This is a genomic window from Gluconacetobacter diazotrophicus PA1 5, assembly GCF_000067045.1.
GTDB classification, from domain to species: Bacteria; Pseudomonadota; Alphaproteobacteria; order Acetobacterales; family Acetobacteraceae; genus Gluconacetobacter; species Gluconacetobacter diazotrophicus.
Genome location: NC_010125.1, coordinates 738,052 through 761,555, shown reverse-complemented (window position 1 = coordinate 761,555; position 23,504 = coordinate 738,052). Strand labels below are relative to the sequence as shown.

Here is a 23,504-nt window from a genome sequence, read left to right as displayed (position 1 = left end):
GTGCCCGTCGGTGAAACAGAAGACCGGACACGGTCCAGCGGTCGCGGCGGCGCAAGCCCGGCCTGGCCGATGCGCCCAGGCAGGCGCGCGTCCGAGGGAACCACACGGATGAAAATCGGCCTGTTCGTTCCCTGTTATATCGACGCCTTCTATCCCTCGGTCGGGATCGCGACGCTGGAACTGCTGGAGCGGCTGGGCCAGGATGTGTCCTATCCGCTGGAGCAGACCTGTTGCGGGCAGCCGATGACCAATGCCGGCTGCACGTCCGATGCCGCGGCGGCCGAGGCCCTGTTCGTGCGCCTGTTCGCGCCGTTTGACGCCATCGTCATGCCGTCGGGCAGTTGCACGCATCACGTTCGCGCGCATTTCGACGCCATTGCCCAGACCGACGCCGTGCGCCATGTCCGTGCCCATACCTACGAACTGGTGGAATTCCTGCACGACGTGCTGCAGGTGCGGGATTTTCCCTGGGCCGAATTTCCCCATACCGTCGGGCTGCATAACGGGTGCAGTTCGCTGCGCGCGCTGCGGACCGCCAGTATGTCGGAACTGGGCGAGCCACCGTTTTCCAAGCCGCTGACACTGCTGTCCGGCGTGCGGGGCATCCGCTTCGCCACACCCCGCCGGCCCGACGAATGCTGCGGATTCGGCGGCACCTTTTCGGTCGCCGAGGAAGCGGTGTCCGCCCGCATGGGGCTGGACAAGGTGCGCGACCATCACGACGCCGGGGCGGAGTATATCGTTTCGGCCGATTCATCCTGCATGATGCACCAGCAGGGATGCGCCGAGCGGGCCGGGGTGGACATGCGCTTCATTCACATTGCCGAAATCCTCAACGGAGCCCGGTCATGAAAGGGACAGGGCGCATGAAGGAGAAGCGCGTCGACCATGCCGGGGCGGCCGCGTCCTTCCTGGCCGACGAGGCGCATCTGGCGTTTCATGACGCGCGGCTGTGGGACATGCGGCAGAAGCGCGACGCGCAGATGCACCTGCTGCCGGAATGGCAGGAGCTGCGCACCCTGGCGTCGCAGATCAAGGAACACACGCTGGCGAACCTGGCGGAGTACCTGCAGCAGTTCGAGGATAATGCCACGCGCAACGGCATCCGCGTCCACTGGGCCGCCGACGGGGCCGAGCATAATCGCATCGTGGCCGAAATCCTGGAGGCACGCGGCGCGAAGACGCTGATCAAGAGCAAGTCGATGGTGACCGAGGAATGCGACCTGCGCCCGTACCTGGCGGCGCGGGGCGTCACGGTCACCGAGACGGACCTGGGCGAACGGATCCAGCAGCTGGACGACCAGATGCCCAGCCACATCGTCGTGCCGTCGGTGCACAAGCTGACGGGCGACGTGGCGCGGATTTTCGCCCGCCATTACGGCACCGACCCCGCCGCCGACGACCCCCACCAGTTGGCCGAGGCCCAGCGCATCGCGGCGCGCCCGGTCATCCTGCATGCCGACGCGGGCATGACCGGGGCCAATTTCGTGGTGGCGGAAACCGGCAGTTTCGTCGTCTGCACCAACGAGGGCAATGCCGATTTGTGCGCCACCGTGCCGGGCGTGCATATCGCCACCATCGGGATCGAGCGCCTGGTGCCCCGCATGGCCGACCTGGGCGTGTTCATCCGCCTGCTGTCGCGCAGCGCCCTGGGTTCGCCCATCACGCAATACACCACCCATTTCCGCGGCCCGCAGGACGGGGGCGAGATGCACGTGATCCTGGTCGATAACGGCCGGTCGGCCCGGCTGGGCATGGCGGATTTCTGGACCTCGCTGAAATGCATCCGCTGCGGCGCGTGCATGAACACCTGCCCGGTCTATCGCCGGTCGGGGGGGCTGTCCTATGGCGCGGTCTATTCCGGCCCCATCGGCGCCATCATCGATCCGACCTTCAACGAGCGCAAATACAGCACCCTGCCCTTCGCCTCGACCATGAACGGCAGTTGCACCAACGTCTGTCCGGTCCGGATCGACATTCACGACCAGTTATACAAATGGCGGCAGGTCCTGGTCGAACACCACCAGATGCCCTTCGTCAAACGCGAGATCATGCACATGGCCGGGCGCCTGATGGGCCAGCCGAAGCTCTACCGCGCCGCGATGGCGGGGGGCGGGGCCGCGCTGAACACGCTGCCCCGCGCGGCATTGTACAATTGGCTGAATCCCTGGGGCCGGCACCGCGAACTGCCGCATCCCGCCCCGCAGACATTCCATAGCTGGTATCGCCGGAACCGGCCCCGCAAGCCCGATGCGGGGACCGACGCGAAAGAGGCGACATGAGCGCGCGCGACACCATCCTGGCGGCGCTGCGCCGCAACCGGCCCGACCCGGCGGCGCATCCCCTGCCCCCGCCCGCCCTGCTGGGCGACGAGGATGCCGGGATCGCCCGCTTCTGCACCAGCCTGTGCCAGATGGGCGGCGCCGTGCTGGACCGCGCCCCCGCCGAGCGGGTCGAGGACGCGGTCGCCCGCCGCTTTCCCCATGCGACGATGATCTGCTCGGTGGTGGACGGCATCAGCGGCACGGTGCGGATCGAGGACCTGCCGACGCCGCAGGCCGCCGAACCGGTGGATGTCGCCATCGTCCGCGCGGCCTTCGGCATTGCCGAAACCGGCTCGATCTTCCTGGGCGAGGCGCAATTGCGGCTGAACGCCCTGGCCCATCTGGCGCAGAACCTGGTGGTCCTGCTGGACCCGGCGCAGATCACGGCCAACATGCACACGGCCTATCGCCGGCCGGAATTCCATACCGCGCGCTATGGCGTCCTGATGTCCGGCCCGTCGGCCACCGCGGACATCCAGGGCGTGCTCATCCGGGGGGCCCAGGGCGTGCGCACGCTGTCGGTCTGCTTCATGCCGGCGTGACGCGCCCCGGGCCGCCCCGGCCCGGGACGATCGGGTCTTTCGCCTTCAGCCGCCCGGAGGCGCCATGAATTCCGGCCCGACCGGATCGGTGATGTGCCGGGCGAGGATCCGGTCGATTTCCGCCTTGTCGTCCGCCGACAGCGTCCAGCCGATGGCCTGGTCGATACCGGCAATCTGCTCGGGCTTGCGCGCGCCCCACAGCGCGATAGTCGGCCCCTGGTCCAGCACCCAGCGGATCGCCAGCGCCAGGACCGAACGATTGAAGCGCTGGCGCGCGAAATCCTGCAGCGCGGTCACGGCGGCCAGATACTGGGCGAAGCGCGGAGCGTGGAATTTGGGATCGGCGCTGCGCAGGTCGTCGACGCCGAAGACGGTGTCCGCCGTCATCCGGCCCGAGAGCAGGCCCCGGCAGAGCGGACCATAGGCCAGGACGGCCAGCCCGTGACGGACCGACCAGGGCAGGATGTCGGATTCGATCTCGCGCTCGAACACGTTATAGGGGGGCTGGACGGCCGCGAGGGGGGCCACCGCGCGGAACTGCTCCATCTGCGCCACGGAAAAATTGCTGACGCCCAGCGCCAGCACCTTGCCTTCGCGATGCAGCCGTTCCAGTTCCCGCGCCGTCTCGTCGATCGGCACCGAGGGATCGGGCCAGTGCACCTGGTACAGATCGATCCGGTCGGTGCGCAGGCGGCGCAGCGAATCCTCGATTTCCGTGCGGATACGGGCGGGCGTGGCGTTGCGGAACGGCTTGCCGTCCTTCCAGTCCAGCCCGACCTTGGTCGCGATGGCCACCTTGTCGCGGCGGCCGGCCAGGGCCTGGCCCACGACCTCCTCGGAATGGCCGAAACCGTAGACCGGGGCGGTGTCGATCAGGGTGATGCCCAGATCCAGGGCCTCGTGAATCGTGGCAATGGCCTTCCGGTCGTCGGGGCCACCCCACATCCAGCCGCCGATCGCCCAGGTTCCCAGCGCGATTCGCGATACGGGAAAGGGAATGCCTTCAATGACAAGGGTTTCCATCGACATGGTCTTTGTCCTTCCTGTCCTGCCGCCGGCGACGCAAGCGCCTTGGCTCATACCCCCAATCGGCGGGGGGCAGGATATGCCGCGGCCACCATAGGCCGGGCGGAACGGAGAGATTACGCGAAAAAGGGCCGGGATGTCGCCACCCCGGCCAAGTTTTCCCTCGTATGCAAGTGACGGGTACCGGATATCCCGCCAAGGCCTATCGTCCTCCGAATACAGCCACGCACAATAAAAAACGGATTTACTTTCATGCCAGTTCCGTGAGGCCCGCTTATCCCGCCCGGGCGGGATGCGGGGCATGCGCCTCTTCCCCCGCCGGGCCCCACGTCCTACGGTATAAGGGGCCGGACCGCCCGCTTCCGGTCGTCCGGCATGGGCCGAATGGAGAGACAATGCCGCGCAAGATCGTCACGCTGGCACCCATTGCACTGCTGGCGGCCTGTTCCGGCCAGTATCCATCCAAGCATCCCGCGCGCACGCCGACGGCGCAGTACCGCACCGGCCAGGGACCGCTGGCGGTGGACGACCACGTTCCCGATTTCGCCACGCGCAATTTCGAGCCCTTCACCCGCCAGGACGTGGTGGCGATCGCGACGCGGGAATGGCGCCTGTTCGGCCAGCCGGTGGATGACGACGACCCGGAGCAGCGCCCCGAACCCCAGACCGCCAGCGTCAAGCCCGAGCGGACCCCCGGCCTGTGGCAGCGGGTGGGCGAATATTGGTGGATCGGCCAGGACCCGGGCGAAACCGAGGTGGGCTGGACCGGCAAGCACGCCGCGGACGGCCAGATTACCGATTTCGTCCATGACGGGTTTTACGCCTGGTCGGCGGCCTTTATCTCCTACGTCATGCGGGTGGCCGGGGCGAACGACCGCTTCGCCTATTCCCCCAATCATTCGACCTATATCAACGCGGCCGCCGCGGGGACCGAAAGCGGGGTGCGGGCCCAGGACCCGGCCGTCTATGCCCCGGCACTGGGCGACCTGATCTGCGTCGGGCGGGGGGCCAGCAAGAGGGTGCGCTTCGCCGACCTGCCGACCCAGTACGGTTTTCCGGCCCATTGCGGCTTCGTGGTCGCGACCGGCCAGAACGGACCGCCCTTCGGCCGCCAGATCAGCATCATCGGCGGGAATGTCGACGACGCGGTCACGCTGACCCATGTCCCGGTCGGGCCCGACGGCAAGCTGGCGGACGCCACCGGCCACAGCTACGACCCGCGCTATCCCTGGTGCGTCGTGCTGCAGGTCCTGTACGACGCCGACAGCGAACCCCCCGACCACGGATAGCCGACCGTTCAGTCTCTCATCATGGACCCCGAAAGTTGGTCCGGAAACGCGGGCTGGTGAGCGAGAGCGGCCCAGCGGGCCGCGCCCGGCGTGCGTTTCCGAGCACCGGAGCGGAGCGGCCATACGGGCCGTGAGCACCGGCGCGCAGGAAACGCGCGTCGGATCGCCACCAGGGCGTGTTTACGGATCAACTTTGGCGCCAGGGGAGGCCTTCGGCTTTCCATCCGGCGACGGTACCGCGATGGCCGTGGGAATCGGGCGGGCCCTCGAAGCCGCCGGCGACGTTGAAGACGTGGGTGAAGCCCGCCATCCGGGCCGCCATGGCGGCCGAATGGCTGCGCGCGCCCGACCGGCAGATGAAATGGATCTCGCTCTCGGGCGTCAGGCCGGCGGCCTTGAGCTGTTCCACGAAACGGGGATTCGGCTGGCCGGTAAGCGCCTGCCACGAGATCGGCAGCACCTGCTTGCCCGTGCCCGCCAAGTCGGGCAGGCCCACGAACATCCATTCCGCGTCGGTGCGGACATCGACCAGTTGTGCCTGGGGCCGCGTGTTCAGGGCCGTCCAGCTTTCGCCCGGCGTTACGTCGTCGATCATCTTGTGTCCTATCGCAAGAATGCACATTGTGCGCGACACGGGCGGCGGCTGACCGCCACGCACGTTGCAGAGAGGGTGCTGCCTTATGGCCGAAAGTGCAAATCCGTCCGCCGTCGGCTGGACCACGTCATCCCCGGACATGACCGCCGCGATCGGCCATACGCCTCTGATCCGCCTGCGCCGCGCATCGGAACTGACGGGATGCGACATCCTGGCCAAGGCCGAATTCATGAATCCCGGCGGGTCGGTCAAGGACCGCGCGGCGCTTGCGATCATCGACGATGCCGAACGGCGCGGCGTGCTGAAGCCGGGCGGCATGGTGGTGGAGGGCACGGCGGGCAATACCGGCATCGGCCTGACGCTGGTCGCGAACGCGCGCGGCTATCGCTCGGTCATCGTCATGCCCGAGACGCAGAGCCAGGAGAAGATCGATTTCCTGCGCATGATCGGCGCCGACCTGCGCCTGGTGCCGGCCAAGCCCTTTCGCGATCCGGGCAACTACGTCCATGTCTCGCGCCGGCTGGCCGAGGAAACCGGGGGCGTGTGGGCCAACCAGTTCGACAACCTGGCCAACCGCGAGGGCCATCGCGCCACCACCGGGCCCGAGATCTGGACGCAGACCGACGGGCGGATCGACGCCTTCACCTGTTCCTGCGGGACCGGCGGCACGCTGGCCGGCGTGGCGCTGGGGCTGGAGGATTCCGCCCGGGCCGCCGGGGCCGCGCGGCCCCGGATCGTCCTGGCCGACCCCGAGGGATCGGGCCTGTACGGATGGGTCAAGTCCGGCGACCTGGGCGTCAGCGGCAGTTCGATCACCGAGGGAATCGGCCAGTCGCGGGTCACGGCCAACCTGGACGGAATCGCCATCGACGACGCCGTGCGGATTCCCGACCCCGAGGCGCTGGAGCTGATCTACGACCTGCTGATCCACGAGGGCGTGTCGGTCGGCGGGTCCTCGGGGATCAACATCGCGGCGGCGATCCGGGTGGCGCGGCAGATGGGTCCGGGCCACCGCATCGTCACCATCCTGTCGGACGGCGGCGGCCGCTACCAGTCCAAGCTGTTCAATCCGGCCTTCCTGCGGGAACGGAACCTGCCGGTTCCCGCCTGGCTGGATCGGTAGCCGGCGGAGTACGCCCGAACGGGCTCCGCGAGACCCCGTTCGGGCGGCTGGTATCGCCCATCAGCAGCCACACCAGCACCACGCACAGCAGCCCCGCAGCCGCCAGCAGCAGGAAGGCCAGCGGCGCCGACCGGTCGGCCACCGTTCCGGCCAGGGTGGTCGAAAAGCTGGCGCCCGCGCCCATGGCCAGGCCCAGGATGCCCATGCACAGATTGAACCGGCCGCTGATCCGCGTCAGGTCGGCGGCGACCAGCGGCATCATCACCCCGAACGAGGACGAGCTGACCCCGTCCAGGAGCTGGATCGCGACGATCAGATAGGGATTGGTGGTCGTCGCCAGCAGCGCCGCGCGCAGCGGCAGGGCCGCGAACGTCACCAGCATGACCGGCCGGCGCCCGACCGTTTCCGCCAGCCGGCCGATATGCGGCGACAGCGCCGCGCCGACCAGTTGCGGCAGCAGGATGCAGGCCGCGATCACGATTTCCGCGATATTGCCCGCGTCCTTCGTGACCTGGCCGGCCGCCAGCGCCAGGATTCCGGCATTGGACAGATGGAAGAACGCGACGCAGATCGCGAACGAGAACAGGCGCCGGTCCCGCAGCAATTCCCATATCCGCCCCTTGGTGCGCGGGGCGCGCTCGCCCTCGGCCAGGGCGGCGGTGTTGACCGACGCCGGCGGGTCGGAGCGTTCGATCGCCGCCAGCGCCACCAGCCCCGGCACCGCCAGCGCGGCCCCGAGGAAGAACGTGGCCTGGGGCGACACCCAGTACCCCACCGCCCCCATCAGGCCGGAACCGATGGCGTTGCCCACGGCGGCGAAGCTGGCATTGCGGCCGAACCGTTCCCCCAGCAGCCCCTTGCCGCTTTCGGCCGTGCGCAGGATCCGCGACGCCACCACCGACAGCGTGATCGCGCCGATGGCCGGCGTCAGCGTGCAACTGGCCAGGCCGTGCAGGATTTCCGCGATCGCGACGGGAAGCTGCTGCGGAAAGAGCGCCAGCAGCAGGCACGAGAAGATCACGCACAGGATCGACAGCACCGCCACCCGGTGCTTGTCGCGCAGCCGGTCGACCAGCATCCCGGCCGGGACCTGGCTGACCATGGCCGTGACCGACCCGATGCTGAGCGCCACGCCGATCTGTCCCTGCGTCCAATGGGCGCCGGTCAGGTACACCGCGATGAACGAGCCGAAAGAAGCCTGGAGATTTCCGACGAAGAAATTCAGCCAGTCCAGCCCGCGCTGGCTGTTTGTGGGCAGAGCCTTCACGCAGGCCCGCCCCCGGATTGACGGAAACGGCAATCCGGACCTCGAGGCTTCAGGGGGTGGCAGGCAGGCTTCATCGCACCATCTGCCCCGCCCGGGCGGAAGGAGGACGCGGATTGGCCGGCGCGTCGCCACGGCTGGAGGAATCGGGCAGCACGGCCGGCGGCGGCGCGGGCTGGACCTCGACCGAAACGGGGGGCGGGTCGATTTCGGCGGGGGGCGCGGCCGGCGGCGCCGGCGGGGGCGGAGGCGGCCCATGGACGACCGTCACGTTCATCGACGCCGCGTCATAGGCGGGGGCCGAGCGGACGTCGGCCGCGCCGATTCGCAGCTTGACCGGACTCTTTTCCGTCATGCCGCCCATGATGAACTGGTCCCAGGCGATGGCGATCCGCCGGTTGCCCACCCCCAGGAAGCCGCCGACATCCACCACCGCGGCGGCGGGGCGGCCGTCCTGGTCCAGCAGCACGTCGATCACCTGGCCGACATGGCTGCCGTCGGGCGCGACGACGTCACGATCGATCAGGCTGCCCAGCCGGCGGCTGGCCAGCGTGGTCGGGGCGGCGTCGTGCCGCACGGCGGGCGCGGAAGCGAGAGGCAGGATCGGGGGGGCGGCCAGTTCGGCGTCGTCGCCCGTCGGCATGTCCTGCGCCGGGCTGTCCACGCCCTGGCTTTCGGCACCGTCCGTCCTCGGGCTTTCCGTTCCCGGACTTTCCGTCCCTGGGCCGGCCGCATCCGCCGCGCGGGTCGGCACGGGCAGCAGGGTCAGGACGCCCAGCAGGGCGCCGCACGCGGCCGCCAGGCGTACGGAACGGCCGGACGGATGCGCGGCCGGGGACAGGGGGCGATGTTCCATGGCCATCCTGTGGCACGAACCGCGCCGTCCTGTCACAGGCTTCGACGCCCCGATGGATGTTTTTTCACGCGACCGGGTCGCCCCGGCGGATTGCAACCGAATGAAACACCGGATGCCGGCCGCCTTGTTTGGAGATAGAGTGATGAAATGGAGCCCTTGCCGCACATCCTGATTGTCGATGACGACCGTGAAATCCGCGACCTTCTCGCCCGTTTCCTGGAACGCAACCAGTTCCGCGTGACCACCGCGCGCGACGGGCGCGAAACCCGCAAGGCCTGGCTGGCCGGCCATTACCAGATCGTGGTGCTGGACCTGATGCTGCCGGGCGAAAGCGGGCTGGAGCTGGCGCGCTGGCTGCGCGGGCAGGCCAACGTGCCGATCATCATGCTGACGGCGATGGGCGAGGAAACCGACCGGATCATCGGGCTGGAACTGGGCGCCGACGATTACGTGCCCAAGCCGTTCAACCCGCGCGAATTGCTGGCGCGCATCCGCGCCGTGCTGCGCCGCAGCAGCGAGGCACCGGAAACCCGGGTGGTGGGCGAGCCGCGCAGCCTGCATTTTTCGGGATGGACGCTGGAACAGGCACGGCGCCGGCTGCTGAACCCGGAAGGGACCGAGGTCCCGCTGACGGGCGGGGAATACGACCTGCTGATGGCGCTGCTGGACCGGGCCAACCGCGTGCTGACCCGCGACATGCTGTTCGACCTGCTGCGCGGACGGCAGGCGGGGCCGTTCGACCGCGCGATCGACGTCGCCATCAGCCGGCTGCGCCGCAAGCTGGAAGATAACGGGCGCAACGCCCAGTTGATCAAGACGGTGCGCGGCGGCGGCTATGTCCTGGCGTCCGATGTCGAACGGCATTGATCCGGCGCGCGGTGCCGCGGACACGATTCTGAACGCCCCCGCCCCCGCGTCCTCGTCCTCTTCCGATGGCGACGCGGCGGCCGGGCCGATCCGCCGGATGGCCGGCTGGCTGCGCCCCCGGTCGCTGGCCGCCCGCACCAGCCTGCTGCTGATCGTGGGCCTGGGGATCATCGAATCGATCGGCCTGACCATCCACGCGCTGGACCGGATCGATTTCGATCGCCGCATGATCCAGCAGGAAAGCCAGAACCGGGTCGGCATGATCTACCGCTCGATCGTCGAGACGCCGTCCGAGGACCGCGAGGCGGAACTGGAATCGCTGCACCTGCCCCCGACCTTCCATGCCACGCTGACCCCCGGCCCCGAGCCCGACATGGTCGAACAGGCCGTGGACGGCCCCCCGCCGATGGACCGCATGGACATGCGGATGGAGCGGATGAATTTCGGCCGGCCGCACGACAACATGCCGCCCCTGCCGCCGCATCTGCGGCCGCGGCAGATGCTGTTCGGCGCGGCGCGTCCCTCGCCGCAGCGCGCCGTGGCCTTCCTGCTGCCGGACGAGACGCGGTGGCTGACGATCCATTATGTGGTGCCCGCGCCCAACCCGTTCCGTTCGCCGACCTTTCCCACCGCCTTCGCGCTGATGACCGTGGCCGGCAGTATCCTGATCGTCTGGGGCGTGCGGCGGGTGATCCGGCCGGTGGGCACCCTGGCCGCCGCCGCCGAGGCATTGGGGCGCGACGTCAACGCCCCGCCGCTGCCCGAGGACGGGCCGCTGGAAATCGCGCGGGCCGGGCGGGCGTTCAATGTCATGGCCAGCCGCATCCGCCGGTTCCTGACCGACCGGACCCTGCTGCTGACGGCGATCGGGCACGATCTGCGCACGCCGATCACACGGCTGAAACTGCGGTCGGAATTCATCGACGACGACGAATTGCGCGCCAAGTTCCTGATGGACCTGGACGAACTGGAATCCATGGTCGCGGCCACCCTGTCCTTCGGCCGGGACACGTCGCGGCGCGAGCCGATGGGATCGCTGGACCTGACCGCGCTGCTGCAGACCATCCTGGACGAGGCCGCCGAGACCCACCCCGACATCGCCGAGGCCATCGGATTCGCCGATGACCCCCCGGCGGTGACGATCCATGCCCGTCCGGTCGCGCTGAAGCGGGCGCTGAACAACCTGGTACAGAATGCGGTGAACTACGGCGGCGGCGTGCGCATCACGCTGCAACCGCCCTACCCCGGCGCCGCGGGCGAGATGCTGACGACCATCCTGATCGAGGATGACGGGCCGGGACTGCCGCCCGAGGACCTGGAGAGAATGTTCGAACCCTTCGTCCGGGCCGAGACCAGCCGCAACCGCGAAACGGGGGGAACCGGGCTGGGCCTGGCGATCGCCCGGAACATCATCTGGGGGCTGGGCGGGGATATCCGCCTGGGCAACCGCACCCCACACGGACTGAGGGCGACCGTCACGCTGGTCTGCTGATCACGTCTTCCTTGCGGCGCGGCGCGGCGAATGGCATTGCTGGATGCAATCGGTGCAACGCGGACCTTCCTCCCGCCGTTAGCGGGGCGCGACCCTTTGCGCCCCACCCGACACCCGACATGGCGGACCGACATGCTCGACCGATTCTATGCCCGTGCCCTGTTCCTGGCGGCCAGCCGCCACGCGCCGCTCTGGCTGGCGGTGGTGGCCTTCGCCGAGGCCAGCGTCTTTCCCCTGCCGCCCGACATCCTGCTGATTCCCATGGTGCTGGCGCACCGCGACCGCGCCTGGGCGCTGGCGGCGCTATGCACCGTGGCCAGCGTCTGCGGCGGCATCCTGGGGTGGTTCATCGGCGCCTTCCTGCTGCAGCACGTCGCCATGCCGATCGTGCATTTCTATCATGCCGAGGCCAGGCTGGCCGCCATGCAGGACCAGTTCCGCCACTGGGGCGTGTGGATCATCCTGTTCAAGGGACTGACGCCGATTCCCTTCAAGATCGTCACCATCGCCAGCGGGGCCGCCCATTTTCCGCTGACGCCGTTCGTGGTGGCCAGCCTGGTAACGCGGGGGGCGCGCTTCTTCCTGCTGGCCGCCCTGCTGCGCATCTACGGGCCGCCGATCCAGAATTTCATCGAGCGCCGGCTGACCCTGGTCGCATCGGCGTTCGGGGTGGTGCTGGTGGGGGGATTCGTGGCGCTGAAATACCTCTGATCCGACACGGCGACTTGCGGCGCGGTGCGTCGCGGAGCAAACACGGCATCGGAAAGTACGTATCAGGTCCGGAGCCTTCGCCATGCCACACCAGGTTGCCGTCATCACCGGAGCAGGGGCCGGTATCGGCCGCGCCACCGCGCGGACCCTTGCCCGCGCGGGATGCGACGTCGCCCTGATCGGCCGGGACCGGGCGCGGCTGGAGGATGCGGCGGCCGAACTGGCCGGGCTGCATGTCCGCACCGCCGTCCTGGTGGCCGACGTGGCCGAGGCCGATGCGCTGGAACAGGCCGCCGACGCGATCGAGGACCAGTTGGGCCCCATCACCCTGTGGGTCAATTGCGCCGGCGCCGGGGTCAGCGGCCAGTTCGTCGCCCTGTCGCCCGACGAAATCCGCCGTGCGACGGAAGTGACCTACCTGGGCACCGTCTTCGGCACGCGTGCGGCGCTGGCGCGGATGCGGCGGCGCGGATACGGCACGATCGTCAACCTGGACGCGCTGGGCCTGCCGCGCCCGCTGCGGGCCGTCGAAAGCGGCGCGCGGGCGGCGATCCGCGCCTTTACCGAAAGCCTGCGGCCGGAAATCCTGCATGACGGGGACCGGATCCACCTGTCCCTGGTCCATCTGCCGGCCATCAATACCCCGCGCTTTGCCTGGACGCGCAACCGTACCGGCAAGCGGCTGCGGCCGGCCGGCCCGGTCTACGAACCCGAAATCGCCGCCGAGGCGATCAGCCATGCCGCCTTCGGCCGCCATCGTGACGTGTGGGTCGGCCTGTCGGGCCTGGGACGGCGCCTGGCCGGGCTGCTGGCCCCGACGCTGGTGGACCGCCGGCAGTCGGTCCGGTCCTATGCCGCGCAACTGGAAAAGAACCCGGCCGAAAGCGACGCGCCGGACAGCCTGTTCGCCCCGGTGGCCGGGGCCTACGCCGCGCACGGCCGTTTCGACCTGATCGCGCGCAAGACCATGCCGCCGCTGATCACGACCACGATCCGCACCGCCGCCATCGGCGTGGCCCTGGTTGCGGGGGCCGGGGCCGCCCTGTCCCTGCTGCGCCGCAGGGACTGATCCGGCTTAGCTGGGCCGGGTCCGTCCGCTGGGGTGGATCATGGCCTGGTGCCGTGTCAGCGCCTGGACGACGCGCCGCGCATCGTCCGGGGCCAGGGCCAGGCCGATCGGGCCATAGGCCGGATGCTGGAAGGCGATCAGCGAGCCCTCGGTCAATGCTTCGGGCTGTACCGCCCAGTTGGTGCGAAAGACCGGCACGACCGGCACGCCCTCGATCGGCGGCGGGGGCGTGTTTTCGACCATCGCGCGGCGGACGGCACCCAGACTGGCGATCAACTGGGTCAGTTGATCCAGCGAGAGGGTGATTTCACCCTCCTGCCCGCTTGCTTCCAGAAAGGCCAAGTTCGCGGTCCGGCCGTCGTCGGACAGACTGACCTGCATGCGCGCGCTCATACCATCCTCCCCCCAACGGAGGGGGACAGTCTATCAGGTTTCCGCCGGCATTCCATGCAAGCCGCCGGCCCATACCCACCATCCGGGGCGTTCGACCGCCGTCATCGCGTCGCGTGCCCCCTGCGGGCTGTCGAACAGGGCGAAGCAGGTGGCGCCCGAACCGCTCATCCTTGCCAGCCGGCAGCCCGGCGCGGCGTCCAGCACCTGCAGGACCGTGCGGATGGTCGGGCAGAGCTCGCAGGCCGCATCCTGCAGGTCGTTGGTCAGCGCCGCCAGGTCGCGCACCATCGCCCCGACATCCGGCCACGCGGACGGCAGGCTGGCCGCCGGGGTGAAGACGGGCGCCCGCGCGCGGAACACGGCGGGGGTCGGCACGGCCTCGCCGCAATTCACCAGCATCATGCCGCAGTTCGGCAGCGCCGGCGCGGGGGCCAGTCTTTCGCCCACGCCGCCCATCCGGGCCGCGCGCTGGTCGATGCAGACCGGGACATCGGCCCCCAGTTCGACCGCCAGGGCCATCAGCCGCGCGCGGGGCAGTGCCTCGCCCGGCCAGGCCCGCAGCAGCAGGCGCAGCGCCGCCGCCGCGTCCGCCGACCCGCCGCCGATTCCCGATGCGACGGGCAGTGATTTTTCCAGCACGATCCGCATGGGGGCCAGCCGGTCGGTGACCCCCATTTCCGCCCGCAGCCTGCGCGCCGCCTGCAGCACCAGATTGCTGTCGGTATCGGCCACCAGCCCGGCGCCGAACGCGCCGGCAATGTCCAGGGCCACCGCTTCCCCCTGGCCCGCCGCACCGGGACGCAGGGTCAGGCGGTCCGCCGCCCCTGCGAAGACCGCCAGGCTGTCCAGCAGGTGATATCCGTCCGGCCGGCGCCCCGTTACATGCAGGTAGAGGTTGATTTTCGCATGGGCGGATTCGTGCAGCGTTCCAGTCCCTGTCGGATCAGTCACGGTCGGATGGGTCCTTCTTCCGGGCCGCCCCGTCCTGGTCGGGCGGCGGGTCTTCGTGGCCCGATCGGGCGGCGTCCGCAAGGGCGGCAGTGATCTTTTGCACGTCCGACGGATCGGCGGCGGGCAGGGCCTGCGCGACATGCCATTGATTGACGGCCTCACGCGGGCGGCCGGCTTTCCAGTAGGCCACGCCCAGATGGTAATTGACGGCCGGGTCCTCCGGCGTCTGTTCCGCCGCGCGTTCCAGCAGGGCCAGCCCTTCGGCGATGCGGCCCTGGCGCACCAGCGCCCAGCCCAGGCTGTCGCGAATCGCCGCGTTCTGCGGCTCGACCGCGACGGCGTGCCGCAGCAGGGCTTCGGCCTGCGGCAGGTTCCGGTCATGCTCGACCCAGGAATAGCCCAGATAGTTCAGAAGCAGCGCCTCGTTGGGCGCGAGGGCCAGCGCGTGTTCCAGGTCGGCCTGGGCCTGCGGCCAGCGGGCCAGCCGGTCATAGGCGACGGCACGGCCGAACAGGATTTCCCAGTCGTCGCCCGACAGCCGGCCCGTGGCCGTGATCGCCCGGCTGAAGGACGCGGCGGCCCCGGCCCAGTCCTCGCGCCCGGACTGGATGTCGCCCAGCGTCTGCCAGATCTGCGCCTGCGCAGGCTGCGCGCGGGCCAGGTCGGTCAGGATGCGGATCGCATCGTCCCCCCGGCCCGTCGCGGCGTCCAGGCGCGCGACCTGCACCTGCATGACCGTCGCCAGCGGGTCGTGGGGAAATGCCCGCGCCACGCCACCATCACGCGCCTGCGCCACGATAGTATCGCGGGCCGCCGCCGCCTGGCCGCCGTCATACTGCAGCGCGGACAGCAGCAGCCGCGCCTGGCCGAAACCCGGGTCCAGCGCCAGGGCGAATCGCAGCAGCAGCATGCGCATGTCGCGCACGCCGGCATCATGGGCCAGCCGTCCGGTCGGGTCGGGTATGCGCTCGGCCTCCTGCCCGATCAGGGCGGAGAGGAACGCATAGGCCTGCGCGATACCCTGGCGCGGTGACGTGACCGGTGGGCGGTCCATCGCGGCCAGCACGCCGTCACGCGCCAGCGACAGGCCGGCCCCGCCGGCCACCAGGCTGTCGAGCAGCCGCGTGGCCTGGTCGCGATGGCCCTGGGCGATCAGCCAGTGCCCCAGGGCCCAGGTGGAAAACAGGTCGCGGCCCGGCGATGCGTCCAGGGCCAGGCGATAATACCGGTCGGCCCGGTCATGCTGTCCCGCGAGATCGGCGATCAGCGCCGCATGGACGGCATAATAGCGGCCCAGCACCCGGTCGGCGGTCCAGGGGTCGATGATCGCCAGCGCCCGGTCAGGCTGGCCGGCGCCCATAAGGGTCCAGGCATCCAGCAACGGGCGGATCGCCGCCAGCATCGCATCCTGCTGCACCCGGTCGTAATGCGCCTGCGCGTCCGACCAGCGTCCGGCCCGGACCGCGTCATTGCCCATGACCAGTTCGGCCATCAACTGCCCCGGCAGGCGCGCCGCCAGGCCGGCCGCCGCATCGTCGCCCGCCAGAGCGCTGTACAGGAACGCCTGCCGCAGCAGGACGGAGCGGGAGGGGTCGAGCCCATAGGCCTGGCGGAAGGCCGATGCCGCGACGGCGTCGTCGCCTTCCAGCGCCGCGACGGTGGCCACCAGCATGGACCCCGACAACCCGTCCGGCCACGGCGCCGCCGCCACCGTCACGGCAGGGGGCTGCATGGACGGAGCGGGGGCCGCCGCCCACGCGCCGGCAGGCACGGCCGCCAGCGGTGCTACGATGGCCAACGCGGCCGTGCATACGAGGTGAAAACGCTGCATGATGGCGGACCCTACCCCGCGTCGGGTAAACTGCCAAACCCTGTCGGATGGCGCTTGGCCGCCCGGCGACCACCCGCATGCAAGAGGCCGCCCCGACCGGATGATGGACGCACTCGCGCTGCTGCAACTTTACGCCGAATGGGGGGCGGATGTCGCGTTCGACGACAGTCCGACGGACCGCCTGGCCGCGCGGCCCCCCCCCCCGGCCCGCGCCGGCATCCCCCCCGCGCGCGACGACGCCCCCAGCCCCCCGGCGCGTCCTGCCGGCCGCGCGGCCGTGGAGCCGGATGACGGGCTGACCCTGGTCGAACGCGCGATTCGCCAGGCCCGGGACGCCGCGGCAGCGGCCGAGAACCTGCCGGCCCTCCACGCCGCGCTGGCGGCATTCGGGGGCTGCGCCCTGCGCGACACCGCCACCCATACCGTGGTGCCGGAAGGCCCCGCGGGGGCCCGCCTGCTGCTGATCGGCGAGCCGCCGGACGCGGCCGAGGACCGGAGCGGCACCGCCTTCGCCGGGCCGGCCGGGCAGATCCTGGACCGGATGCTGACCAGCATCGGCCTGGCCCGGACCGACATGCTGCTGGCGCCGGTCATCCCCTGGCGACCGCCCGGCGAGCGCCCCCCCTCTGCCGCCGAGCTGCAGATCTGCGCGCCGTTCCTGCATCGGCTGATCGTGCTGGCGAACCCCCGCCGGATCATCCTGATGGGCAACACGCCCGCTCGCCTGCTGACCGGCGAGCAGGGGGGAATCGCGCGCCTGCGCGGCCGCTGGCGCGACGTCGCGATCCCCGGCCTGGGCCGGGCGATACCCATCCTGCCGATGCGCCATCCATCGCAGTTGGGCGCCAGTCCGGCGGCCCGGCGCGACGCCTGGAAGGATATCGTGCTGCTGCGCACGACGCTGGATCAGGACCAGGATACAGAGTGAAACAGTAAGCAGGAAAACGCGGTTTGAATTCTGTCCGGATTGTGGCGAAAACTGTGTTTATTGCGTCGCAACATACGAATTATTCGCTCTCGACATCCCTGCCTAAACCGCCGTTTTTACTGCGGTTTGGCCATCTGTTCTGATGCCATACTGATTGCCCCGCACGCAAAAGGCTTGCCTTCCGGGGAATAACCCCTTAGACGCCCCTCGGCCATGCGAGGGACAACACACACACCCCCACAGATCGCGGTCCGGGCCTTTCTGGCCGGTGCCGCCCTTCTGGCAGGAGCGACGTTCACGCCGCTGCGTGTCCAGACCGCGAACGCCCGGAACACGGACGGACATCCGTCCGGCCCGGGCGAGCGGAACGAGGAAACGGCCCTGGCCATGCCGCGGATCGCGCCGCCTGGTGGCGGAGCGGTCGGACTGGCCCAGCCGCTGAGCCCGGACGTCGTCGCCCAGGTACGCCGGATCTTCAGCCTGCAGCGCGCGGGGGCGTTCGACGACGCCATCCGGGAGACCGCGCAATTGCGCGACGACACTCTGCTGGGCGACATCCTGGCCGACCGCTACCTGAATCCCGCCTATCATCCCGCGCCGGGGCAGTTGCGGCTGTGGCTGCGCACCTTTTCCACCCTGGCCGACGCCCCCGCCATCCACACGCTGCTGGCCGGCCTGTCGCCGCGCGGCGCCAGCCTGCCGCCGCTGCCCGCGCAGATGGCGCTGGCGGCCGGCACCGGAGCGGCGGCCATGCGCCCGCCGGAAGAGGACGATCCCGCCGGCCGGGCCTTCGCCCGCAACCCGCTGCTGGACCGGACGGTGCGCGACCGGGCCGAGCAGGGGGTGAAGGGCGCGCGCAGCGCGCTGCACCTGATCAAGATCACGCCGGGCATCGGCGACCTGTATGCCGCGCAGTTGCGCGCCGAGGTCGCGATGACGCTGTTCAGCGCGGGCGAAACCGCCCTGGCGCTGCGGACGGGGCAGGATGCCTTCATCCAGTCCGGCGGCCGGATCGGCCTGGCCGGCTATGTCGCCGGCCTGGCGGCCTGGCGCCGGGGACGGCCCGACATTGCCGAACCGCTGTTCGAAGGCGCGTCGCGCGCCGAACTGACGGCAGCCGGCATCCGGGCCGGCGCCGCCTTCTGGGCGGCCCGGGCGCACCGCAATACCGGCGACCTGGCGGCCTATCATCCCTGGCTGCATCGCGCCGCCGCCGCCCCGCACACGTTCTACGGCCTGCTGGCGGCCCAGTTGCTGGGCCTGCGCCCGGCGAAGGGCCAGCACGCCGCGGACACGTCCCTTCCCGGTGAGCCCCTTTCCGGCGAACCCGCCGCGCCGTCCGCCATGCCGGCGGAAGACCGGACGATGCTGCATGCCGGCGCGCCGGTCATGGGCGAAATCGACGTGGACGCCGTGGCCGCGAAACCGGCCGGGCGGCGGGCCTTCGCCCTGTTGCAGGTCGGCGAGACGGCCCGGGCGGAAGCCGCCCTGCGCCGCCTGTGGCCCGAGGTGCTGGGCGATGCCGCCCTGTGCCGCTCGATCCAGCTTGTGGCCGATGCCGCCGGGCTGACGGGCCTGTCGGCGCAATTGTCGTCGCTGCTGGCATCACAGGGCGCGCCCCAGCCGGCCGTGCCCTCCCGCTTTCCGACGCCGCGCCTGGCGCCCAGCCATGGGTTCAGGGTCGATCCGGCGCTGGTCTATGCCCTGACGCGCCTGGAATCGAATTTCGACAGCGGGGCGATTTCCGGGTCCGGCGCGCATGGGCTGATGCAGATCATGCCGACGACCGCCAGCTTCGTGACCGGCAGGACCCGGCGTTTCGAAGCGGCCCCGGCGCTGCTGCACAATGCGGCGACGAACCTGGATATCGGGCAGCTCTACGTCCTTTACCTGGCGCACCTGAGCGAACAGCATGCTGGCGGCCGTCACCCGTCCGGCGGCGACCTGGTGCGGCTGCTGGCCAGCTACAATGCCGGGCCGGGGGCGATTTCCCGACAGGAAGCCCTGAACGATTGCGGTGACGACCCGCTGCTGTTCATCGAAAGCCTGCCCAGCGCCGAGACGCGGGATTACGTCCATCGCGCCCTGACCTATCTGTGGATCTATGCCGACCAGATGGGCCTGCCCACGCCGTCGCTGGAAACCCTGGCGCGCAACGAATGGCCCGCCTTCGCCGCCGAGCAGGACCTGGCCGGCCGCCACTTCCACACCATACACTGAAGGTCGGCCCGGAAGGGCGGCCTGGACCCGGGCGGTTCAGTCCGCCAGCGCCTGACGGCTGGCCCGGACCTTCACGACCCGCCGCTGGTCGGTCTCCAGGACCTCGAACAGCCAGCCGGAAAACACGACCTTGTCCCCCGTCGCCGGCACGCGGCGCAGCAGCGCCAGGATCAGGCCGCCCAGCGTGTGGTAGCTGCCTTCGTCCGGCAGGTCGGACAGGCCCAGGCGGTCCTTGACCTCGTCGGCGGGCATGAAGCCGTCCAGGATCAGCACGTCGTCCTGCGCCATGCGCTTCTTGGGGGTGCTGCCCGGTTCGTGGTGTTCGCCCACGATGGCCTCGAACAGGTCCGAGGCGGTCACGATCCCTTCGAACGACCCGTATTCGTCCAGCACCAGCGCGATGCCCAGAGGCACGGTGCGCATCCGTTCGACCATGTCGAAGGCCGAGATCGTGTCGGGGACCACCACGGGCTTGCGCAGCCCCGATTCGATCGTGACCGGCCGCCCGTCCAGCAGGCGGTCCAGCATGTCCTTCGCCAGGATGACGCCCACCGGATTGTCGACCCCGCCGTCGCAGACCACGATGCGGGTATAGACGGTGTTGCGCAGGGTACGGCGCAGTTCCTCGCGGCTGGCGTGGCGTTCGATCCAGAACAGTTCGTTGCGCGGCGTCATGATGGCACGGACCGGCCGGTCCGCCAGGCGCAGCAGGCGCTCGATCATGTCGCGCTCCTCCTGCTCCAGCACGCCGGACTGCGCGCCTTCGGCGATATAGGCCTTCAGTTCTTCCTCGGTCAGGGCTTCGCGGGTCATGGCGCCCACGCCCATCAGGCGCAGCACCAGGTTCGAGGACCGCCCCAGCAGCCAGACGGCCGGGCGCGTGACGCGGGCCAGGCCTTCCAACGGCAGCGATAGCCGCGCCGCGACGATTTCGGGATGGCGCAGCGCAAGCTGCTTGGGCACCAGTTCGCCCAGCACCAGCATCAGCGAGGTGATCGCCACCACCACGACCGTCATCGACAGTTCGGCGGCGAACGGACGCAAGGCCGGAAACCGCGCCAGCCAGGGCGTCAGGTACCCTTCGATCTGCGTGCCGCCGAACGTACCTTCCAGGATCGAGACCAGGGTGATGCCGACCTGCACCGTGGGCAGGAAGCTCTGCGGGTCCTCGGCCAGGCGCAGGGCCCGCTCGGCGCCCTTCACCCCGCTGCGGTGCATGATCATCAGGCGCGTGCGGCGCGCCGAGATCAGGGCCAGTTCCCCCATGGCGAAGATGCCATTGATGAGAACGAGGAGAAAAATGACGACAAGCGGCGCGATCATGATGGAAGCGATCTTATACCAATCGGCGGAAGCAATCCGAACTGTGGCAAAAAAGACGCGATGAATATGAAAATGGCGGGGACAAGCCCCGCCACTTCAGATCGCGTCCGTCGCGCACCGCTCAGTCGGCGGCGGTCTCGACGGCCGGCGCGTCCACGACGGTGACGCGCGGCGGCTTGGCCGGCTTCTTCGCCGCGGCCAGTTCGGCCATGCGGGCATCGACATGCTGGGTGTAGACGTATTCGGCCGGACGCTGGTTGGCCAGCGAGATTTCAGGAACCATCGGCTTTTCGGTCTCGGGCCCGAACAGGGCGACCTTGGCGATGTGCCAGGGGCGGCGCACGGCGTCCATCACGGCGGTGGATTCATACCCGGAATGGACCATGCAGTCGGCGCATTTTTCGTAATTGCCGGTGCCGTAATCATCCCACTTGGTGTCGTCCATCAGTTCCTGGAACGTCTTGGCGTAGCCTTCGCCCAGCAGGTAGCACGGACGCTGCCAGCCGAAGACGTTGCGCAGCGGCTTGCCCCACGGGGTGCAATGATATTCCTCGTTCCCCGCAAGGAAGTTCAGGAACAGCGGCGACTGCGTGAAGCGCCACTTCTTGCCCTTGCCCAGGCGGAAGACGTCGCGGAAAAGCTGCTTCGTCTTCTGGCGATTCAGGAAGTGGGCCTGGTCCGGCGCGCGCTCGTAGGCATAACCCGGGGCGGTCATGATGCCGTCCACGCCCATGGCCATGACTTCGTCGAAGAAGGCGGCCAGGCGCTTGGGGTCGGTCCCGTCGAACACCGTGCAGTTGATCGACAGGCGGAAGCCGCGGGCCTTGGCCTTCTTGATCGCGGCCACGGCGCGTTCGTACACGCCGTCCTGGCAGACCGAGGCATCATGCATCGCCTGGTCGCCATCCAGATGCACGTCCCACGAGAAGAAGGGCGACGGCTCGTAATCGTCCATCTTCTTTTCGAGCAGAAGGGCATTGGTGCAGAGATAGACGTATTTCTTGCGCGCGATCAGGCCCCGGACGATGTCCGGCATTTCCTTGTGCAGCAGGGGCTCGCCACCCGCGATCGCGATGACGGGGGCACCGGCCTCGGTATCCGCGTCCAGGCATTCCTGCACGCTCATGCGCTGGTTCAGGATCTGCGCCGGGTAATCGATCTTGCCGCACCCCGCGCAGGCCAGGTTGCACCTGAACAGCGGTTCGAGCATCAGGACAAGCGGGTAACGTTTCCGGCCGGTCACGTGCTGCTTCACGACGTAAGCACCCACCCTGACAGCCTGCATAATAGGAACGGCCATGAAACCTCTGCTCCTGCGCCGGCGATATGCCGGCCCTCTTCAAATCATGTGACCTTATTATGGACACGTTCGTACGAAGGATAACAACCCCGGGGCCGTCCAAGCTGTGCGCGAAAGACATATCGCGGTTGCGGACATGCTACGCCACGCGATCCCGTTCCCGGGGGTATAGGACAAGTCGGGTGTTATACTCAATTCCCATCGCATGTCCTACCGCATGCACTGTGCCTTAATAACCACACCTGACAGCGAGAGGCTGTCTTTGCTTCCGCCCCGGGAGTAGAACCCGAACTGGAACAGGCCGAGGGGCGTTACGAGCATCCGGCTCGGAGACGTCGAAGCAGACTGGACCAGGAGTCGCCCGTCCCCGGACGATATCCCGGCAAACATATATGGACGTAATCGTCATGGATCAGCCGAATCCCACACAGCCCACCGGCCTGTCGGCAGTCGCGGCGGTCCCCGCCGAACGAAAGACGGATGGCCGGCAGCGGGATGGGCGGCATGACGCACAGCCGGGGGGCTCGGTTCCGACGCGTGGCCGCTTTCCGCTGCTGGACCGGGTGGCGTATCCCGAGGACCTGCGGAACCTGTCGGTGGAGCAGCTGAAGCAGCTGGCCGAGGAATTGCGGGCCGAGACGGTGGACGCGGTATCCACCACCGGCGGGCACCTGGGCGCGTCGCTGGGCGTGGTGGAGCTGACGGTGGCGCTGCACGCGGTGTTCGACACCCCGGCCGACCGAGTGATCTGGGATGTCGGCCACCAGGCCTATCCGCACAAGATCCTGACCGGACGGCGCGAGCGCATCCGCACCCTGCGCCAGCCCGGCGGCCTGTCGGGCTTCACCCGCCGGTGCGAGAGCGAATACGACCCGTTCGGCGCCGCCCATTCCTCGACCTCGATCTCCGCCGGGCTGGGCATGGCGGTGGCGCACCACCTGCGCGCCGAGCACGACCCCGCCTATCGCGAGCGCAACGTCGTCGCCGTCATCGGTGACGGCTCGATTTCCGCCGGCATGGCCTACGAGGCGATGAACAACGCCTCGGTCGCCGGCCCCGGCGCCGGGCGGCTGATCGTGGTGCTGAACGACAACGAGATGTCGATCGCGCCCCCGGTCGGCGCCATGTCCAACTACCTGTCGCGGCTGATGTCCTCGCGCCAGTTCCTCGGCCTGCGCGACCTGGCCGGCAAGGTGGCCCGCCGCCTGCCCGAGCGGCTGGAGCGCACCGCCAAGAAGGCCGATGAATATGCCCGCGGCATGATCACCGGCGGCACCCTGTTCGAGGAGCTGGGCTTCTACTACGTCGGCCCGGTCGACGGCCACGACCTGAACCAGCTGGTGCCGATATCGAATTCCTGCAGCCCGGGGGATCCACTAGTTCTAGAGCCCGCCACCGCG

General features: G+C 69.4%; 20 protein-coding genes and 1 pseudogene. 12 read left to right on the top strand and 9 right to left on the bottom strand.

What is annotated here, in order from left to right; all coding sequences use genetic code 11:
- The first annotated feature begins 108 nt into the window (after window positions 1-108).
- The 3 genes from GDI_RS03540 to GDI_RS03530 are packed head-to-tail and all read left to right on the top strand — an operon-like array spanning window position 109 to window position 2,866.
- Entirely contained in the window at window positions 109-852 is a 744-nt protein-coding gene (locus tag GDI_RS03540; protein WP_012223404.1) for a (Fe-S)-binding protein, read from the top strand.
- Between the two features lie 14 nt (window positions 853-866).
- The gene (locus tag GDI_RS03535; protein ID WP_041249271.1) at window positions 867-2,282 is read left to right on the top strand and encodes a lactate utilization protein B; all 1,416 of its coding nucleotides are present in this window, start codon (window positions 867-869) and stop codon (window positions 2,280-2,282) included.
- Window positions 2,279-2,866, top strand: a complete 588-nt coding sequence (locus GDI_RS03530) for a LutC/YkgG family protein (protein ID WP_012223394.1) — start codon at window positions 2,279-2,281, stop codon at window positions 2,864-2,866. Before GDI_RS03535 ends, GDI_RS03530 begins: the two co-directional genes overlap by 4 nt.
- 45 nt (window positions 2,867-2,911) lie before the next feature.
- Here the strand turns inward: GDI_RS03530 and GDI_RS03525 are convergent, their stop codons facing one another.
- On the bottom strand, window positions 2,912-3,895 hold the full coding sequence (locus GDI_RS03525) for an aldo/keto reductase (protein ID WP_012223392.1): 984 nt from the start codon (window positions 3,893-3,895) through the stop codon (window positions 2,912-2,914).
- 392 nt (window positions 3,896-4,287) lie between these two features.
- Between GDI_RS03525 and GDI_RS03520 the strand changes: the two genes are divergently transcribed.
- Complete coding sequence (locus GDI_RS03520; RefSeq protein WP_012223390.1) at window positions 4,288-5,181, top strand: DUF2272 domain-containing protein; 894 nt, start codon at window positions 4,288-4,290, stop codon at window positions 5,179-5,181.
- 187 nt (window positions 5,182-5,368) lie between these two features.
- Here the strand turns inward: GDI_RS03520 and GDI_RS03515 are convergent, their stop codons facing one another.
- Window positions 5,369-5,776, bottom strand: coding sequence for a rhodanese-like domain-containing protein (locus GDI_RS03515; RefSeq protein WP_012553684.1), 408 nt, complete (start codon window positions 5,774-5,776; stop codon window positions 5,369-5,371).
- An 85-nt stretch (window positions 5,777-5,861) separates the two neighbouring features.
- Here GDI_RS03515 and GDI_RS03510 point away from each other — a divergent pair, with 85 nt between their 5' ends.
- Window positions 5,862-6,899: a cysteine synthase A gene (locus GDI_RS03510; RefSeq protein ID WP_012223369.1), complete on the top strand. Its 1,038-nt coding sequence runs from the start codon at window positions 5,862-5,864 to the stop codon at window positions 6,897-6,899.
- On the opposite strand, the gene GDI_RS03505 is transcribed toward GDI_RS03510, so the two are convergent.
- Both GDI_RS03505 and GDI_RS03500 read right to left on the bottom strand, forming a co-directional pair.
- On the bottom strand, window positions 6,841-8,166 hold the full coding sequence (locus GDI_RS03505) for an MFS transporter (RefSeq protein ID WP_144880403.1): 1,326 nt from the start codon (window positions 8,164-8,166) through the stop codon (window positions 6,841-6,843). The genes GDI_RS03510 and GDI_RS03505 overlap by 59 nt on opposite strands.
- A gap of 70 nt (window positions 8,167-8,236) precedes the next feature.
- Window positions 8,237-9,019, bottom strand: a complete 783-nt coding sequence (locus GDI_RS03500; protein ID WP_012553686.1) for a PRC-barrel domain-containing protein — start codon at window positions 9,017-9,019, stop codon at window positions 8,237-8,239.
- Window positions 9,020-9,166: 147 nt separating this feature from the next.
- Here GDI_RS03500 and GDI_RS03495 point away from each other — a divergent pair, with 147 nt between their 5' ends.
- From GDI_RS03495 to GDI_RS03480, 4 genes are all read left to right on the top strand, one after another.
- Window positions 9,167-9,886, top strand: coding sequence for a response regulator (locus GDI_RS03495; RefSeq protein WP_012223363.1), 720 nt, complete (start codon window positions 9,167-9,169; stop codon window positions 9,884-9,886).
- A 97-nt stretch (window positions 9,887-9,983) separates the two neighbouring features.
- On the top strand, window positions 9,984-11,378 hold the full coding sequence (locus tag GDI_RS03490) for an ATP-binding protein (protein ID WP_012223362.1): 1,395 nt from the start codon (window positions 9,984-9,986) through the stop codon (window positions 11,376-11,378).
- Between the two features lie 132 nt (window positions 11,379-11,510).
- Window positions 11,511-12,089: a YqaA family protein gene (locus GDI_RS03485; protein WP_012223361.1), complete on the top strand. Its 579-nt coding sequence runs from the start codon at window positions 11,511-11,513 to the stop codon at window positions 12,087-12,089.
- 82 nt (window positions 12,090-12,171) lie between these two features.
- Complete coding sequence (locus GDI_RS03480) at window positions 12,172-13,158, top strand: SDR family oxidoreductase (RefSeq protein WP_012223360.1); 987 nt, start codon at window positions 12,172-12,174, stop codon at window positions 13,156-13,158.
- A gap of 6 nt (window positions 13,159-13,164) precedes the next feature.
- Here GDI_RS03480 and GDI_RS03475 read toward each other — a convergent pair whose 3' ends face one another.
- From GDI_RS03475 to GDI_RS03465, 3 genes are read right to left on the bottom strand one after another with little or no spacing between them, the layout of a single operon-like run.
- Complete coding sequence (locus tag GDI_RS03475; RefSeq protein ID WP_012223359.1) at window positions 13,165-13,551, bottom strand: hypothetical protein; 387 nt, start codon at window positions 13,549-13,551, stop codon at window positions 13,165-13,167.
- Window positions 13,552-13,584: 33 nt separating this feature from the next.
- Window positions 13,585-14,502, bottom strand: coding sequence for a 4-(cytidine 5'-diphospho)-2-C-methyl-D-erythritol kinase (locus GDI_RS03470; RefSeq protein ID WP_012223358.1), 918 nt, complete (start codon window positions 14,500-14,502; stop codon window positions 13,585-13,587).
- Complete coding sequence (locus tag GDI_RS03465; RefSeq protein ID WP_012223356.1) at window positions 14,495-16,333, bottom strand: tetratricopeptide repeat protein; 1,839 nt, start codon at window positions 16,331-16,333, stop codon at window positions 14,495-14,497. The genes GDI_RS03470 and GDI_RS03465 overlap by 8 nt, the downstream gene beginning before the upstream one ends.
- 103 nt (window positions 16,334-16,436) lie before the next feature.
- Here GDI_RS03465 and GDI_RS03460 point away from each other — a divergent pair, with 103 nt between their 5' ends.
- Together GDI_RS03460 and GDI_RS03455 are read left to right on the top strand one after the other, a co-directional pair.
- Complete coding sequence (locus GDI_RS03460; RefSeq protein WP_081482846.1) at window positions 16,437-17,261, top strand: uracil-DNA glycosylase; 825 nt, start codon at window positions 16,437-16,439, stop codon at window positions 17,259-17,261.
- A 213-nt stretch (window positions 17,262-17,474) separates the two neighbouring features.
- Window positions 17,475-19,481, top strand: a complete 2,007-nt coding sequence (locus tag GDI_RS03455; protein ID WP_012223350.1) for a lytic transglycosylase domain-containing protein — start codon at window positions 17,475-17,477, stop codon at window positions 19,479-19,481.
- A 36-nt stretch (window positions 19,482-19,517) separates the two neighbouring features.
- Here the strand turns inward: GDI_RS03455 and GDI_RS03450 are convergent, their stop codons facing one another.
- Entirely contained in the window at window positions 19,518-20,804 is a 1,287-nt protein-coding gene (locus GDI_RS03450; RefSeq protein ID WP_012223349.1) for a hemolysin family protein, read from the bottom strand.
- A gap of 121 nt (window positions 20,805-20,925) precedes the next feature.
- Entirely contained in the window at window positions 20,926-22,104 is a 1,179-nt protein-coding gene (gene hpnH, locus GDI_RS03445) for an adenosyl-hopene transferase HpnH (protein ID WP_012223346.1), read from the bottom strand.
- Between the two features lie 407 nt (window positions 22,105-22,511).
- Here hpnH and GDI_RS20570 point away from each other — a divergent pair.
- A pseudogene (locus GDI_RS20570) lies at window positions 22,512-23,501 on the top strand (1-deoxy-D-xylulose-5-phosphate synthase N-terminal domain-containing protein); the annotation flags it as partial.
- Between the last annotated feature and the right edge of the window lie 3 nt (window positions 23,502-23,504).

Bases quoted from the DNA above. Each gene is read 5' to 3' on its own strand.
- GDI_RS03500 (WP_012553686.1), bottom strand. From the start codon at position 9,019: ATGGAACATCGCCCCCTGTCCCCGGCCGCGCATCCGTCCGGCCGTTCC.
- GDI_RS03490 (WP_012223362.1), top strand. From the start codon at position 9,984: ATGGCCGGCTGGCTGCGCCCCCGGTCGCTGGCCGCCCGCACCAGCCTG.
- GDI_RS03480 (WP_012223360.1), top strand. From the start codon at position 12,172: ATGCCACACCAGGTTGCCGTCATCACCGGAGCAGGGGCCGGTATCGGC.
- GDI_RS03455 (WP_012223350.1), top strand. From the start codon at position 17,475: ATGCGAGGGACAACACACACACCCCCACAGATCGCGGTCCGGGCCTTT.
- GDI_RS03540 (WP_012223404.1), top strand. From the start codon at position 109: ATGAAAATCGGCCTGTTCGTTCCCTGTTATATCGACGCCTTCTATCCC.
- GDI_RS03530 (WP_012223394.1), top strand. From the start codon at position 2,279: ATGAGCGCGCGCGACACCATCCTGGCGGCGCTGCGCCGCAACCGGCCC.
- hpnH (WP_012223346.1), bottom strand. From the start codon at position 22,104: ATGGCCGTTCCTATTATGCAGGCTGTCAGGGTGGGTGCTTACGTCGTG.
- GDI_RS03465 (WP_012223356.1), bottom strand. From the start codon at position 16,333: ATGCAGCGTTTTCACCTCGTATGCACGGCCGCGTTGGCCATCGTAGCA.
- GDI_RS03450 (WP_012223349.1), bottom strand. From the start codon at position 20,804: ATGATCGCGCCGCTTGTCGTCATTTTTCTCCTCGTTCTCATCAATGGC.
- GDI_RS03485 (WP_012223361.1), top strand. From the start codon at position 11,511: ATGCTCGACCGATTCTATGCCCGTGCCCTGTTCCTGGCGGCCAGCCGC.
- GDI_RS03460 (WP_081482846.1), top strand. From the start codon at position 16,437: ATGGACGCACTCGCGCTGCTGCAACTTTACGCCGAATGGGGGGCGGAT.
- GDI_RS03515 (WP_012553684.1), bottom strand. From the start codon at position 5,776: ATGATCGACGACGTAACGCCGGGCGAAAGCTGGACGGCCCTGAACACG.
- GDI_RS03520 (WP_012223390.1), top strand. From the start codon at position 4,288: ATGCCGCGCAAGATCGTCACGCTGGCACCCATTGCACTGCTGGCGGCC.
- GDI_RS03475 (WP_012223359.1), bottom strand. From the start codon at position 13,551: ATGAGCGCGCGCATGCAGGTCAGTCTGTCCGACGACGGCCGGACCGCG.
- GDI_RS03525 (WP_012223392.1), bottom strand. From the start codon at position 3,895: ATGTCGATGGAAACCCTTGTCATTGAAGGCATTCCCTTTCCCGTATCG.
- GDI_RS03510 (WP_012223369.1), top strand. From the start codon at position 5,862: ATGGCCGAAAGTGCAAATCCGTCCGCCGTCGGCTGGACCACGTCATCC.
- GDI_RS03495 (WP_012223363.1), top strand. From the start codon at position 9,167: ATGGAGCCCTTGCCGCACATCCTGATTGTCGATGACGACCGTGAAATC.
- GDI_RS03535 (WP_041249271.1), top strand. From the start codon at position 867: ATGAAGGAGAAGCGCGTCGACCATGCCGGGGCGGCCGCGTCCTTCCTG.